Genomic DNA, 15,455 nt, shown 5'->3' on the forward strand with positions numbered 1-15,455 from the left:
CAGAACCACCTTTTATTTTGCTTTGAATCGATATTCATGAATAAAAAAATAGCGGTAAACTCGCAACTTCGTCCACGTAAAACGCCCGAGGACTCGATTTATTTTGATCCAGAATTTTCTGCCGCATTAATTACCTGGCAAAAGCAGCATGGTCGCCATAGCTTGCCTTGGCAAAACACCAGTGATGCGTATCGTGTCTGGTTGTCTGAAATCATGTTGCAGCAAACTCAGGTAACTGCAGTTATTCCTTACTACTTACGGTTTCTTGAAAACTTCCCAACTGTGCATGATTTAGCCGCTGCACCCGTTGAGGAAGTAATGGCATTGTGGGCCGGTTTGGGTTATTACACCCGTGCGCGCAATTTGCATCAATGTGCGAAGCAAGTCGTGGAAAAGTATCAGGGTATTTTTCCTAGTGACCCACAATTGCTGCAAGCCTTGCCTGGAATTGGTCGATCGACCGCGGCGGCAGTCGCTGCATTTTCTTACGGAACAGTAGCAGCAATTTTGGACGGTAATGTAAAACGTGTATTCGCTCGTGTCTTTGGTATTAATGCCTATCCCGGACTAAAACCAGTCGAAGACGATTTATGGTTACGTGCCGAAGCCTTATTACCTAAAGCTGGCATCGCTGCCTACACCCAAGGTTTGATGGACTTGGGCGCTACCCTTTGCACGCGTAGTAAACCCGATTGTTTGCGTTGTCCGTTTCAGCAACGATGTGTGGCTTTCGCTGAAGGGCGTACCGCTGAATTGCCAGTGCGTAAGCCAAAGAGTAAGCAAAAGGAAAAACATGTCATTATGCTTTTGCTAGAACATCAGGGAGAGGTCTTACTAGAGCAACGTCCGATGACCGGAATCTGGGGCGGCTTAGTTTCCTTGCCAGAATTAGATGGCATGCAAGAAGCGCGTGTGATCGCGACGGAGTCGCTTGAATCAATGACCATGTCGACCACCATATCGTCGCACGATCAGGTGCGTGCCCAGAGTATGGTAAATAATTTCGGTGAAATTAAATCGGCCATCGCGCTATCACCATTTATGCATACTTTTACGCATTTTAAATTGCACATTCGTGTAATTCATTTCATAATTTCACGCAGGTTTGAGTTCGTTGGTGAGAGCAATTTACGTTGGACTGATCTCAAGCAAGTGGAGCAACTCGCTTTACCCGCACCAGTGAAAACACTTTTACAAACCTTGACCGCCAATTTGATTTAGTTTGACTTAGTTTGACTTAAGGCGTCAGATGAAGATTAAATTTCATCCGTGATGATTCGTGTTTCATCGCGGATGACGGGTTTTTCATCACATCGTGGTTTACATCGTTTTATGCGTAAGCCACACTTGTTTCATCGTATGTTGTTGATGTTATTCAATTGCCGATGTTTTGCTTTGTTATGTTTTCGAATTAATTCGGCTTAATTCGGTTTAATTCGATTGAATCCAGATTTCTCAATAGGATTTGTGATGATGGACAAGCAGCCGCTGTCGTCACACAAATTGCACCGCAAGTGTGCCTAAGAAAAAATCTGGAATTTAAAAGAACCCAATGAAAGGAGTTCATTTTGATTAGTCCTATTCTCGCTCGTTTACTCGGAATTGCTGCGCTTAGTATGCCTGCAATCGCACTTGCCGATACCAAACCCTGTCGTATTCCTAGCTTTCCACAGGAAGTAAAGTGTGGGCAGGTTCAAAGAGCACTTGATCCTGCAAAACCAGATGGTAAGAAAATTGATGTGCACTATGTTGTGCTTCCATCGAAAGATAGAAATAAATTACCTGATGCTGTGTTTTTATTAGCTGGCGGTCCCGGCCAAAGTGCAGTGGAAGCTGCGTCCTTTGGCGATTCGATATTAGGTAAATTAAATCGTCGTCGTGATTTGGTTTTTGTGGATCAACGAGGAACGGGAAAAAGCGCTTCATTGAAATGTGCAGAACTTGAAGTAACTGACAAAATTCTCGATAAAGAAAGTGCTTTTAAAGCGACATTGGATTGTATGCAGAGTTTGCAAAAGTTGCCGCATGGCGATTTGCAATTTTATAGCACCAGCATCGCGGTACAGGATTTAGAAGCGATTCGTGTTGCGCAGAATTACGGTGCAATTAATTTGGTCGGCGTTTCTTATGGTACGCGTGTTGGCTTGGAGTATTTGCGTCAATATCCACAATCGGTACGCCGTTTGGTGATTGATGGCGTAGTACCGCCGGACTTGAGCCTACTTGCATCGGATGCGCAAGTTGCCTTGGATGGCGTGTTCAATGATTGTGCAAAAAATACGCGTTGTAACACGGCGTATCCAGATTTGGCGGGTACTTGGAAGCGTTTGTTAAATAACACACCGCGCCAATTTACTTTTACCAATTCTCGTTTGCTCACGACGATTAGTACAAAAATTATGCGTGAAGACTTGATTGGTATGGTGTTCAAGGCTTTGTATTCGCCCGCAATGACTTCGGTATTACCTTACGCGATTACGCAAGCAGAGAAAGGAAAATTAGATCCTTTGCTCAGCTTGAGCGGTAGTTTTAATCAACCAGGTCCTGGTGGTTTGACCTTGGGTATGCATTATTCAGTATGGTGTGGTGAAGCCTATGCTAAACCGCGTCCGGCAAGTGCAACGACCGATGAATTCACTGCCAGAACCGCGGAGATGTACGACAAAATTTGTGCAAGCTGGCCACGTGCAGAAATACCGAAAGAATTCTATACCGTGCCAGCATCGAAATCACCTGTGTTATTGCTGAGTGGTGGAATCGATCCAGTGACGCCAACCCGTAATGGTGATCAAGTTGCGAAGGCGTTGGGAGCGAAAGCACGTCACATTAGTATCGACAATGCTAGCCATGGTGTGTTGACACAAGGCTGCGTTCGTGAAGTCGCAAACAAATTTTTGGCGGCAAAAACCGATGAAGAAGCACTAGCGGTGGATGCGAGTTGTGTGCGTCAAATTCCTCGTCCCTTGGTATGGTTGCCTCCTGTGACTAAAACAGATAATGCGGTAAGCGCCGACGTAAAGAAAGCAGGAGAATAAGATGATTATTGTTGAAGATCTACACAAAGAATTCGTAAAGCTCGGCAAGCCAAAGTTTGGTATTGGTATGCGCACCGCAGAAAAAGTGAAGGCGGTCAATGGCGTTAGCTTTACGGCTCAAGACGGCGCAATTTTAGGTTTGTTAGGTGCCAATGGCGCTGGTAAAACTACTAGCTTGCGTATGGTGGCATCCATGTTAAAGATGGATAGCGGTTCGATTCAGATTGATGATGCGCAAGTGAAAGAAGGTCAAACAGCTTCGCAAGCGCGTCTGGGGATTTTGTCCGATGCACGTGGTTTGTATCCACGTTTAACTGCCCGCGAAAATATTCAGTACTACGGCAAATTACATGGCATGGATAAAACCACGATAGAAAAGCGTATCGATCAATTAGCACACTGGCTAGAAATAAAAAACTTGCTGGATCGCCGCACTGAAGGTTTTAGTCAGGGTGAACGTATGAAGATTGCCTTAGCACGCGCCTTAATTCACGATCCTAAGAATATTATTTTGGATGAACCAACCAATGGTTTAGATGTGGTCGCCACACGTGCCTTAAGAGAATTTTTGCGTTGGTTACGAAGCCCCGAGGGCGGTGGTAAATGCATCGTTTTTTCTACGCACATTATGCAAGAAGTAGAGCGCTTGTGCGATACCGTAGTGATTGTCGCGCAAGGCAGAACAGTGACATCGGGTACGGTCGCTGAATTAATGGCGCAGGCACAAGAAGCCGATTTCGAAGATGCATTTGTGAAGCTGGCATTTTTGGATAAGCCTGCTGCATCTAATACGAGTCATCACTCAACATTGAATCAAGGGAGTGTCGCATGAGAGAAGTATTTGCAATTTACTGGAAAGAAATTTCAGATGCGATGCGCGATCGTCGTACTTTATTGATGGTCTTAACTAGCTCGCTATTGTTAGTTCCGGTGCTGTTATTTGTTTTTTCCACCGTGATGTCGCAGGTCGAATCGCAAGCGGTTGATCGTAGTGTGATGGCTGTGAACATGAAAGATGCACCAGGTCTGGAAAATTACATTTTGCGCCAAGGTTACGAAATCAAATCTGCACCCGTTGATTATGAAGAAAAATCACGCAGTAAAGAATTGATCAAGCCAGTCTTATTGGTTCCTGAAAATTTCGAACAAGATTTGTCATCAGCCAAACGCGTTGAATTGGAAATTGCTTACGACACGTCGAATCGTCAGGCAGAAATGGGACTTGGTCCGTTACGTCAATTGTTGAATGGTTACGTTCGTGAGCGTACCGGTTTAGATTTAATGATGCGCGGAATTTCGCCTGATCTGTTGCAGTCAATTTCTGTAAAAGAACGTCATATTAGTCGCCCCGATGAACGTCGTGTCACGATTACTGCGATGCTACCTTTGGTCTTGATCATGGCCATTGTGATGGGCGGTATGTTTGCGGCAATTGACAGCACGGCTGGTGAGCGTGAGCGTGGCTCTTTGGAACCATTGATGATGAATCCAGTGTCAGGATTCCAATTGGCAATCGGTAAAACTGCTGCGGTTGCTTCCGTGAGCGTGTTAATTGTGATTTTGACCGTCAGTAGTTTTTTTCCGGCGCAATCGATTATTGCAAACGAAGCCTTACGCGCTGAGTTTCAGTTTGGAATCAAAGATGCGCTTGCATTTATGATTGTGTTGATTCCACTCGCTGCCGCGCTATCTTCTTTGCAAGTGGCGTTGTCATTAACTTGTAAATCATTCAAAGAAGCTAATGTGCGTAATCAGTTATTAAGCTTGGCTGTATCATTTATGCCGATGTTTTTTGTGATCAATCCCGGTAAAGAACCAGCTTGGTTGGGATGGGTTCCCGTCATGGCGCAAACACAGATGATGAACCAGGTTTTGAAAGGTGAGTTAGTGAGTTTGAACGCAATCGGTATTGCCTTACTGGTGTGCTGTGCCATCGTTGCTGCCAGCTTGTTGTTTGTCTCTCGCAAGATGCGTGAAGTTGTGATGGAATAATAGACTTCAATCATTGATGAACAAAAAAACCGTTGATCGAAAGTTCAACGGTTTTTTTATGCATTCATTTTTAGCAGAGCAAGCTTGGTTTGTTGATCTTTGAGGGATCAGTGGTTTTGTCTGTGACGGATCAAAACCCGTTCTTGTTGCTGAAAATTTTTGGCTAGTTTTTCTACCATGTAAACTGAACGATGTTGCCCGCCGGTACAGCCTATTCCTATCGTCAGATAGCTGCGATTGTCTCGTTTGAATGATGGCAACCATTTGTCGATAAAGTTTTTGATGTCGTCAAATAACTCTAAGGCCATGGCTTGCGCTTCGAGGAAATCGACGACCGCCTGATCACGGCCAGTTAAGGGGCGCAAGGCGTGATCATAATGTGGGTTGGGTAAAATACGGACGTCAAAGACAAAGTCAACGTCAAGCGGCACACCTACTTTGAAGGCGAAGGACTCGAACATGAGAATCAGCGAAGCGTGTTCTACCGCGATCTCATCTTTAATCCAATTACGCAAATGGTTTGCGCTTAAATTTGACGTGTCTAGCACGTGTCCGAGAAATTGCAAGGGCGAGAGTAGTTCGCGTTCGGCTTGTATGCATTCGGTCAAGCTCAATGTGCAATCGGATATGCGCTCTGTTTGCAAATGATGTGACAGTGGGTGACTACGTCGGGTTTCGGAAAAGCGGGCGATTAAGGTTTCTGAGCTCGCTGTTAAAAACAGCACCTTCACTTCATGACCAAGTGCGCGTAATTTATCGATGGTAGCGGCGACACTTTGTAACTGATGTGCACTACGTGAATCAATCGCCATTGCTGCGTTTTTCACGCCTTCTAGTTCCAGTGTTTTTACCAGGTCAATCAATAAACTCGGTGGTAAATTATCGACGCAATAGTAACCCGCGTCTTCAATCACGTTTAATGCCACCGATTTGCCGGAGCCTGAGATGCCTGATATTAATAGAATCCGCATGATGCTTTATCCCAGCGTTTCATCCATAGCACGGCGTTGTCTGTCCATGAACTCTTCTAGAGTATTGATGCCGCGCAATTGCAAGATAGTATTGCGTACTGCAGCTTCCAATAGCACCGCGATATTGCGACCCGCAGCAACAGGAATCACGACTTTTTTGATTTGTAAACCAAGCACATCTTCGGATTGAGAATCGATAGGCAGACGTTCGTAGTTTTCTTCCAAAGTGCTGCGACGGACTAAATGCACAATTAATTTCAAGCGCATTTTACGACGCACGGAAGTTTCGCCAAAGATCGCTTTGATATCAAGTAGACCAAGACCACGCACTTCTAGCAGATTTTGTAAAATGGGCGGGCATCGGCCCTCAATCATGTTGGGTGCGATACGAGAAAACTCCACAGCATCGTCGGCAACCAGACCATGGCTACGTGAAATCAATTCCAAACCAAGTTCACTTTTACCCAAACCAGATTCGCCAGTGATGAGAACACCAACGCCTAGTACATCCATAAAGACGCCATGCATCGTGACTTGTGGTGCAAGTTTTTTGGATAAATAGACACGTAAATAGTCAATTACTTGCGCGGCTGGTAGTGGTGTTGAAAACAGCGGAATATTATTGTCATCACAAATGCTTAAAAAACTTTGTGGTGATTCCAGACCTTGTGCGACGATTAAAGCTGGTGGATTACCTGCGACCAGTTCTTTAATTAAATTCGCGCGGGAACCTGGAGATAAACGGTGAAAGTAATCAAGCTCTTGATGCCCAAGAACTTGTATGCGCCCCGGATGAATCAGATTTAAGTGACCTACCTGATCGGAAGATGCTGTTGCATCATCAGTAATTTGTTTGTCACCACCGGAGAATCCAGCGAACCAGCCAAGTTGCAGCGTATCGCGATTATCATCAAAAATCTTTTGTATGGTTAATTCTGTGGTCAGTGGCATGAAGGTAGTTCCGATGTTGGTAAGATAGGAATCAAAGATCGATTACGATCAGTTTAACCCAGAATTTCCATGAAGATTTGAGACGATGGCGGATACACTTTTCGAGGCAGTTTTTACGTGAATGAGGCGAAAATAGCGAGCTATTTGCAACGAAGAACGAAAAAATGACCGAAAATGCGCCGCCAGCACTCAAATAGCGTCGAAGACGCGTCTAATGAACAATCTGAGTTTATTCAGCAAGATCTATCTTAGCGCATTACCGTACAGAATTTAAGCATATACCTGACGAGAACCGAATGAATGAGCAGGATAAGCGCTAAATAATTTTCGGTTCCCAACTAGTGATATGTTGGTAGACCAGATTAGCGTCTGCTTCGATTTGCAAGTTGCTACGAAATTCATCATCAGACAACATTTCTGCAATTTCAGACAAAATCTCTAAGTGCTGCTGCGTGACGTTATCTGGCATCAACAAGAAAATCAGTAAGCTGACCGCTTGACCATCTGGCGATTCAAAAGGAATCGCTTCTTGTAAGCGCACGAAGGCGGCAATCGGATTTTTTAAGCCTTTGATGCGACCATGCGGCACGGCGACACCATGACCGAGACCAGTTGAGCCTAAACGCTCGCGGGCAAAAAGATTTTCAGAAACAGTAGAGCGGGCAATGCCGCAATTGTTTTCAAATAAGAGTCCAGCTTGTTCAAATGCCCGTTTTTTACTCGATACATCTAAATCTAATAAAACATTTTCTTGGGGCAGAATTTTTGCAATATTTGTCATATGGCGGAAAGGCCTGTGCTCGTTGACTTAAATTTCTTCCAGCTGTGGTATTGACGCGTCTGTGTAGACGGTTTTCCCTGCCGCTGTCGATCTCAGAGCGCGATTATAGGCTTCTTTTGTAGACGAAGCGAATTTCAGTGCAGGTTTGTGGCGGTTCCTGCCAGATTCAGGACTTAGTGAGAAGCTTGGCTTAAAGCATGTTGCTTTAATAACTGAGAAAACTGCTCAACTGAAATTGGTTTGCTGAAATAAAAACCTTGAATTTCGTCGCAGCCAGCATCTTTTAAGAAATCCATTTGCTCAAGGTTTTCAACGCCTTCCGCGGTCACACTCATGCCTAGCGCGCTCGACATCGCAATAATTGCCTTGGTGAGCACCACGGAATCTTGGTTCTCTGGAATCTCACGGATAAATGAACGATCTATTTTCAAATTATCTATCGGGAATCGTTGCAGATATGACAGTGAAGAAAAGCCAGTGCCAAAATCATCGAGAGAAATACTGATTCCCAAAGTTTTAATCGCATCAAATACAGAGCTTAGATGTTCTGCTTCAACCATCAAAAGACCTTCAGTAATCTCTAATTGCAGGGCATGTGCTGGTAAGCCAGAAGCCAATAAGACTTCCAAAATGAATTGCGGTAATTTGGGATCTTGAAATTGTTTAGGTGAAATATTGACGCTGATTTTAAAGTCGGTATTAAATTCTTGGCGCCATTTCTGCGCTTGTTCGCAGGCTTTCGTCAATACCCAACGCCCCATTGGTACGATTAAGCCGATTTCTTCCGCAAATGGAATAAATTCATTTGGTGCGATTAATCCCATCTCTGGCATTTGCCAACGGATCAAAGCCTCTGCACCGACGATGCTTCCATCACTTAAACTTAATTTTGGCTGGTAATACAGCAGAAATTCATCATCGACTAAGGCGCGACGTAGGTTTCTTTCTAAGGTATAACGATGTTGCGCTCGGATCATTAGATCGGACGTAAAAAACTGATAATTATTACGTCCAAGTTCCTTGGCCAGATACATCGCCGAGTCGGCACATCGTAACAAGGTCGGACCATCTGTACCATCATGCGGAAACACGCTAATGCCAATCGATGTACCTAGATGATACTGGTGCTGATCAATGACAAACGGCTCACGCATTTTCGTCAAAATGCGGTCAGCCAATTCTTTCAAATGCTGCGCTGTTTCAAATTCTTCGACCACGATCACAAATTCGTCACCACCTAAACGCGCCAGCATATCTGTGGCGCGAATACAAGAGCTGAGACGTTTCGCGACATCGCAAAGCAAGCCATCACCAGCAGCGTGGCCAGCTGTATCGTTGACGTTCTTAAAGTGATCCAGATCTAAAAAAATTACCGCCACTTTTTGATCATAGGCATGTGCCAAGGCATTTGCTAGACGATGTTGTAACTGGTGACGATTCGCCAACCCAGTTAAAGCGTCGTGCGTTGCGATGTATTGCAATTGACGTTCGGTTTCCCTGACTTCTGTGGTGTCGGTAAAGGAAATGAGTACGGCCTCTGTTTTACTGTGACGTGAATGTTGAATCGGCTGAACATTAACTAACAACCAAACGGTTGAATTGTCATGTAACTGCATGCCTATCGATAAGTTAGAAATCGCTTCGCCAGTTCTTAAAACAATCGATGCAGGATCGTCACCAATTTGGATTTCACTATTATCTTCACGGAAAATACGTTTGAAATAACGGTGACGTCGTCCTGTCGCCTCGATATCGTAAATTTTTAGAATACGCTTAGCACTTGGATTGCAGGTTAAGATTTTGCCACCTGGCGCAATCACCATAATTCCTTCGGTCAAATTGTTGACCACGGAGCGATAGCGATCTTCACTAGTCGCCAGGCTGTGCTCCATATTCTTTTTATCGATCGCCAATGCAATGACATGCATTGCATCCATGATCAAGGTTTGTTCGTCATCGTTCGGTTGGCGTTGATCGCGATGGTACAAATCGACAGTGCCCAATAAGGTATTAAAGGCAGTTTTGATTGGCACTGACCAACATGAATGCATGCCATAACGCAAAGGAGTTTGACGATGCAGTTGCCAGATATCGCTGTTAGCAATGTCATCTACGATTTTGATTTTTTCTGTTTTAATCGCTACGCCGCACGACCAATTGCCTAAACCAATTTCCAGATGATCCATTTCATTCAGAAATTCGGCCTCCATACTGGGCGCAGCGGCCATTCGGAGTTTTTGGGTGTCATGATCAAACAACATAATCGCGCACATAGAACCATTATCGAGCAAGCGTTCCATGCGGTCACAAACGTCTTGCAAAATCTGTGTCAATGGATTGTCTAGCGCAATCATTTCCAAAATTTCTTTTTCATGATGCAGGGCTTCATGGCTCAAGCTATTTTTGGGGATATTACTATGTGCGAGTTGACCTTGAAATGGCTTGGCAATGGGCTGAGTTTGCAAATGACGTAAGCGCAGCACGTACGCCGTGTTACGCAGCACTGGAAAGCTGTGCAGTCTGAGTTCTACTTCAGTCAATTCGCCCTGACGCGTTCTTAGTTGGCAGAACTCGGCGATCGCGTTGGGTAATAAGCTACTTCCCGCCTGTAAATGGGTTTTGATTTGATTAGGATGACTAAACTCAAGAAACGCGTTCCAACGTAATCCCGTAATTTCATTGAGGTTTTTTGCCTGCAATAAGCCGATACCAAGTTGATTTGCGTGAACAATTGTTCCATCAACCAGAACGATGACAGCATCTTGCGTGTGCTGCTCTATGAGCATTTGCCAATTTACAGAATACATAAGGCCAATAAAATTAATAGACAAATAAAACAGCTAAACGGCAAAAATCACAGATAAGCTAATTAATCCCAGATTTTCCATTAGGCGCGCCTTCGATACTATTTGAGCGCTGGCGGCGTATTTTCGGTCATTTTTTTTCGTTCTTCGTTGCAAATAGCTCGCTATTTGCGCCTCATTTACGTAAAAACTGCATCCACCATCGTCTCAAATCCTTGTGGAAGTTCTGGGTTGAAAAAAAGTAAATGTACTCTATGCTAAGTGACTGAGCAAGTCTGAATTTGTATTCGCTTGCTGAGCTTAGGATAATTACCTATTGGCTTATTTTAGTTTAGGACATCGCAGACATCGGACTTTGTTCTATCTCAGTAGTTGTCCCTTATCGAATAAGTAGTCTTTTTCTGTAAACTTTTATTCGCTTATTGGCGGGCGTTGCGTAAATTACTGGGCATTTTCCCCGTCGAGAAATTAGTCCGCCAAGGATTGATATCAAGCCCACCTCGACGGGTATACCGCGCATACACAGCAAGCTTTTGCGGTTTGCAATAGTGCATGATGTCGCAAAAAATTCTTTCCACACATTGTTCATGAAATTCATTGTGATTTCTAAAACCAATCAGATAACGTAACAAAGCTTCCTGATCAATCGGCGCCCCGACGTAGCGAATTTGCACGCTAGCCCAATCGGGTTGACCTGTTACCAGACAATTGGATTTGAGTAAGTGCGATACTAAGGTTTCTTCGATTGCAGGCTGGCTGTGATCAGCACGTAGAATTTCTGGAATAGGGGAGTATTGGTCAACTTCTATATCCAAGCGATCTAGCAACATGCCATCGAGCTCTTGAAATCCCGCTTTACCGAATTGTTCTTGCGGCGTTATTGTGACCTGTACTGGCGCACCGAAACCAGTTGATAAATCAGTTTGCAATAAACTTAGTAGCGCATCAGCTCCCGCTAACTTGGTCTGATTAAATGAATTCAGATAGAGCTTAAAGGATTTTGATTCGACGATATTGGGAGAATCCGCTGGCGCAAATACGCTGACAATCGCAACCTGAGGTTTGCCACGCATATTCAGCCACGAAACTTCATAAGCATTCCAAAAATCCATGCCGAAAAATGGCAAATTGATCGCTTTACCATCGACAATTTTTAAACCAATTTCGGCGCGTTTTTCAGCACGAGGAATTGGGAAAATTAGGCTAGGGTCATACTGTGTTTGATACGCAGAAGTCTTGCCTAGTTGTGATTGTTCAGGTGAATTATTGGAAGTGCTCATAGTGCGTGTGTTTCAATCAAAAAATAAAGCTGGATAATGAATTTTAAGTTTAGGTACTCATGTAGGGCGGGTGCAACCCGCGCCGCACATAGGTCGGTTAGCGTTGCGCTACGTTTTGGCGGCGCGGGTTGCACCCGCCCTACATTTCTTAACTCAATAAGTCATACCCAGCGTCCCAGTTTTCATCCCAGGAAAAGTTTATAAACAGGATTATCGCTCTCATCCCAATAGCGATATCCGAGACCATTCAGAAATTCTTTAAACGCCTTCATTTCTTTCTTTGGTACTTGTAGGCCCACCAAAGTACGTCCATAGTCCGCACCATGATTGCGATAGTGGAATAGGCTGATATTCCAGTTCGGTGCCATGCTATTCAAGAAACGCATTAATGCGCCAGGGCGTTCTGGAAATTCAAAGCGATACAGTAATTCGTTTTCGGCCAATTCACTCTTGCCGCCAACTAAGTGACGAATGTGTAGTTTGGCTAATTCATCGTCCGTTAAATCTAAAGTCGGGAAGCCGTGCTTGACAAAATTCTTGGCGATTTTGCTGGATTCCTCGCGGTTCGTGACTTGCACGCCGACGAAGATATGGGCTTCTTTTTTGTCGCTAATACGGTAATTAAATTCAGTCACATTGCGTGCGCCAACCAGTTCGCAAAAGCGTTTGAAACTGCCTTGCACTTCTGGAATCGTCACCGCAAAAACGGCTTCACGCGCTTCACCGACTTCCGCACGTTCCGCGACAAAACGCAGACGATCAAAATTCATGTTCGCGCCGCAGGCGATCGTTACCATCGTTTCATTTTTCAAGGGTTTCTTATTCGCCTTGGCACGTTCAATATAGGCTTTGCATCCCGCGACAGCCAGCGCACCCGCAGGCTCTAAGATAGAGCGCGTATCTTGAAATACATCTTTAATCGCAGCACAGACTTCATCGGTATCGACCAAGATTACTTCGTCAACATACTGTTTCGCCAAACGGAAAGTTTCTTCGCCGACCAGTTTGACTGCCGTGCCATCTGAAAATAAACCGACATCCGTCAAGGTCACGCGTTTGCCAGCTTTCAAGCTGCGATACATACCGTCCGAATCGACAGTTTGTACACCGATGATTTTGATATCAGGACGCACGGCTTTGACATACGCAGAAACACCAGCAATCAAGCCACCGCCACCAATCGCTACGAAAATCGCATGGATAGGACCAGCGTGTTGACGCAAAATTTCCATACCGACCGTACCTTGACCAGCGATCACATCTGGATCATCAAACGGATGAACGAAAGTGAGTTTGCGTTTTTTTTCTAAAGTTAGAGCGTGGTCGTAGGCATCGGAATACGATTCACCATGCAAAACGATTTCTACTGCATCACCACCATGGGCACGCACTGCGTCAATCTTGACGGGTGGCGTGGTGGTCGGCATCACAATCACCGCTTTGCAGCCAACGCGTTTTGCACTCAACGCCACACCCTGTGCATGATTACCAGCAGAAGCGCAAATCACGCCATGTTTTAATTGCGCAGGAGTCAGATGTGCAATTTTGTTATACGCACCGCGCAACTTGAAGCTGAACACGCTTTGCATGTCTTCACGTTTAAAGTGAATTTGATTGTCCATACGTTTGGACAACGTAGGTGCTAATTCCAAAGGAGTTTCAAATGCCACGTCATAGACGCGGGCGGTGAGGATTTTTTTGAGGTAATCGGTAGCCATGGATGAATTCTTTTTTAAAATAGGACTTACGCAAAACAGACGCTGACGTCGTTGGGTTCGCCTCGCCGTACAACCGTACTGTCTTCGGCTCCCCGCCTAGTCAGCGCAATTTTGTGTAAGTCCTAAAACTATAGTCAAATGTCAAATTCGGACATCATGCAACAGCGCTTTTTTAGCGGATGTAGCGATTCTGCGTTGATAAGTACAGAATCGACCGTGTTGCCAGCGCGATGGCACTGGCTTTCAACCTATTTCGGCCTGCTGGCAAGGGTAGTGCACGGCAATGGCGATGAAATAAGTGCAAATTATTTAAGTCCCGTTCGAACCATTATAATGTATCCCTCTTCATCCTTAATGAAAAAGCCATGATAGAAGCGGCTATTGCCTGGTTGTTTAGTGTTTTCGCTATTTCCAAAATCGGCTTGACGGCGGTTTTTGTGATTAGCTTTGTCTCAGCCACACTGCTGCCGCTTGGTTCGGAGCCAGTCGTATTTGCAATGATTAAGGCGAATCCAGAATTATTTTGGTTAACCATACTTGTAGCCACGGTCGGCAACACTTTAGGTGGAATGCTGAACTACTTCATTGGTTATGAGGCGAAACAAACCTTTGCGAAAGAACGCAGTAGTCGTTGGTTTGGCTGGTTAGAGCGCTACGGTGCCAAATCCATGTTGCTAGCCTGGTTGCCAGTGATAGGCGATCCGATTTGCGCATTGGGCGGGTGGTTAAAGTTGCCAGCTTTGCCTTGTATGTTGTATATGGCAATCGGCAAATTTTTACGTTATGTCACGATGACCTATTTGCTCCTAAGTGTTCCAGAGGGGTTCTGGCATGGCATTTCTTCATGGTTGGGCTGAGTCGATTGTGTTTGTTAGTTACAAAGCGGCTTTGAAAATAACTCATTAGTTGTTCTGCCGCGCAAAAAAGTCCCAAATTATTGCAGGACCATTTGGTGCCATAGGGGATGGACCAACTAGTCGCGGACGTTTCCAGTAGGGTTGCGGCATGCCGTGTCCACCGCCGTAGATCGTAACAAGCTCCACTTCCGTTTTACTCACATTTTTCCAAAGTGCGCGCTCAAATTTTGTTTTATCTTCACCATTCAGCAAGTCCGAACTTGTCACTGGATTGATCACAGGATCGCCGTCAATTTTATTCAGATCGGCAAAAAATTTTGCGGTATCTTGCGATGATCTGAGAATGCCGCCCTTGTAGAACAGACCCAATAGACTGGTTTCACCACCCTCATAATGAACGATGGGATCTTCCGTGCCATTCATAATCATGACCGATGTGCTCTGCCCGGTAATGGTGCATTTGAAATTATCAGCGACTGGTAAATTAGCCGAGACCGCGGCCACCGAGCGAAAGCGAGCAGGTGCTTCTATGGCTAGGCGCAAGGACATAAAACCACCGGACGACACCCCCGTTGCAAAAACGCGTTGCGGATCGAATCCATTTTCTTTAATCAGTTTATCGGTGAGCAGCGTCACAAATTTAACATGATCAAGCTCGTGCCCATCGACTTTAAAATCCCCGACTTTGCTACAGTCGTTCCAATCAAATGAACCTGCACTGGGGTAGACCACGCCAAAACCATATTGATCCGCTAAGCGGTCAAATCCATATCCAGTCTCCAAGCGAATCTGTGATCCATTTTGGCCTGAACCATGCATGACGATGATTAGGGGTGCACCTTTGGTCAAGTCTTTCGGCAGATAGGTGCGGTAAGTACGCTCTTTACCATCGATCTCAATGGTCGCTTTCGTCAGTACGCCAGACAGTTGTGGCATGTCGGGATCTGGCGTATAGAGGAAATAAGCGAACAAGCCAGCCGCTAGCGCGACCAAACCAAGCAAAGTAAACAAACTTCTGAGTAGGATTTTTTTCATGATTCTATTTCTTTAAATTGCAGGACTTACG

The 15,455-nt window shown here is 44.9% G+C and carries 12 protein-coding genes; 5 read left to right on the top strand and 7 right to left on the bottom strand.

The genetic code is table 11. The features are described 5' to 3' along the window. The first annotated feature begins 36 nt into the window (after positions 1 to 36). The 4 genes from mutY to H8K33_RS15175 all read left to right on the top strand — a co-directional run bounded on the left by mutY (position 37) and on the right by H8K33_RS15175 (position 5,027). On the top strand, positions 37 to 1,221 hold the full coding sequence (gene mutY / locus H8K33_RS15160; RefSeq protein ID WP_186891889.1) for an A/G-specific adenine glycosylase: 1,185 nt from the start codon (positions 37 to 39) through the stop codon (positions 1,219 to 1,221). A 347-nt stretch (positions 1,222 to 1,568) separates the two neighbouring features. Beyond that, positions 1,569 to 3,035, top strand: coding sequence for an alpha/beta hydrolase (locus H8K33_RS15165; RefSeq protein ID WP_186891890.1), 1,467 nt, complete (start codon positions 1,569 to 1,571; stop codon positions 3,033 to 3,035). Between the two features lies 1 nt (position 3,036). After that, positions 3,037 to 3,867 (top strand): ABC transporter ATP-binding protein, encoded by an 831-nt coding sequence (locus H8K33_RS15170; RefSeq protein WP_186891891.1) that lies wholly within the window; start codon positions 3,037 to 3,039, stop codon positions 3,865 to 3,867. Beyond that, positions 3,864 to 5,027, top strand: a complete 1,164-nt coding sequence (locus tag H8K33_RS15175; protein WP_186891892.1) for an ABC transporter permease — start codon at positions 3,864 to 3,866, stop codon at positions 5,025 to 5,027. The genes H8K33_RS15170 and H8K33_RS15175 overlap by 4 nt, the downstream gene beginning before the upstream one ends. A gap of 107 nt (positions 5,028 to 5,134) precedes the next feature. Here the strand turns inward: H8K33_RS15175 and rapZ are convergent, their stop codons facing one another. The 6 genes from rapZ to ilvA form a co-directional block, all read right to left on the bottom strand. Further along, entirely contained in the window at positions 5,135 to 5,998 is an 864-nt protein-coding gene (gene rapZ / locus H8K33_RS15180) for an RNase adapter RapZ (RefSeq protein WP_186891893.1), read from the bottom strand. 6 nt (positions 5,999 to 6,004) lie between these two features. Further along, the gene (gene hprK / locus H8K33_RS15185; protein WP_186891894.1) at positions 6,005 to 6,949 is read right to left on the bottom strand and encodes an HPr(Ser) kinase/phosphatase; all 945 of its coding nucleotides are present in this window, start codon (positions 6,947 to 6,949) and stop codon (positions 6,005 to 6,007) included. Positions 6,950 to 7,265: 316 nt separating this feature from the next. Beyond that, complete coding sequence (locus H8K33_RS15190; protein ID WP_186891895.1) at positions 7,266 to 7,730, bottom strand: PTS sugar transporter subunit IIA; 465 nt, start codon at positions 7,728 to 7,730, stop codon at positions 7,266 to 7,268. A 173-nt stretch (positions 7,731 to 7,903) separates the two neighbouring features. Beyond that, a complete protein-coding gene (locus H8K33_RS15195; protein ID WP_222613439.1) occupies positions 7,904 to 10,561 on the bottom strand; it encodes a sensor domain-containing phosphodiesterase in 2,658 nt (885 codons plus the stop codon). A 392-nt stretch (positions 10,562 to 10,953) separates the two neighbouring features. After that, complete coding sequence (gene queF / locus H8K33_RS15200) at positions 10,954 to 11,814, bottom strand: NADPH-dependent 7-cyano-7-deazaguanine reductase QueF (protein ID WP_186891897.1); 861 nt, start codon at positions 11,812 to 11,814, stop codon at positions 10,954 to 10,956. 182 nt (positions 11,815 to 11,996) lie between these two features. Continuing rightward, positions 11,997 to 13,553, bottom strand: a complete 1,557-nt coding sequence (gene ilvA / locus H8K33_RS15205) for a threonine ammonia-lyase, biosynthetic (protein WP_343043835.1) — start codon at positions 13,551 to 13,553, stop codon at positions 11,997 to 11,999. A 344-nt stretch (positions 13,554 to 13,897) separates the two neighbouring features. Between ilvA and H8K33_RS15210 the strand changes: the two genes are divergently transcribed. Then, on the top strand, positions 13,898 to 14,389 hold the full coding sequence (locus H8K33_RS15210) for a YqaA family protein (protein WP_186891899.1): 492 nt from the start codon (positions 13,898 to 13,900) through the stop codon (positions 14,387 to 14,389). Positions 14,390 to 14,434: 45 nt separating this feature from the next. Here H8K33_RS15210 and H8K33_RS15215 read toward each other — a convergent pair whose 3' ends face one another. Continuing rightward, positions 14,435 to 15,424 carry a CE1 family esterase gene (locus tag H8K33_RS15215; protein WP_186891900.1) on the bottom strand — a complete coding sequence of 330 codons (990 nt, stop codon included), beginning with the start codon at positions 15,422 to 15,424 and terminating at the stop codon, positions 14,435 to 14,437. Positions 15,425 to 15,455: the final 31 nt, after the last annotated feature.

It is taken from the genome of Affinundibacterium amnicola (genome assembly GCF_014284275.1).
GTDB lineage: Bacteria > Pseudomonadota > Gammaproteobacteria > Burkholderiales > Burkholderiaceae_D > Undibacterium > Undibacterium amnicola.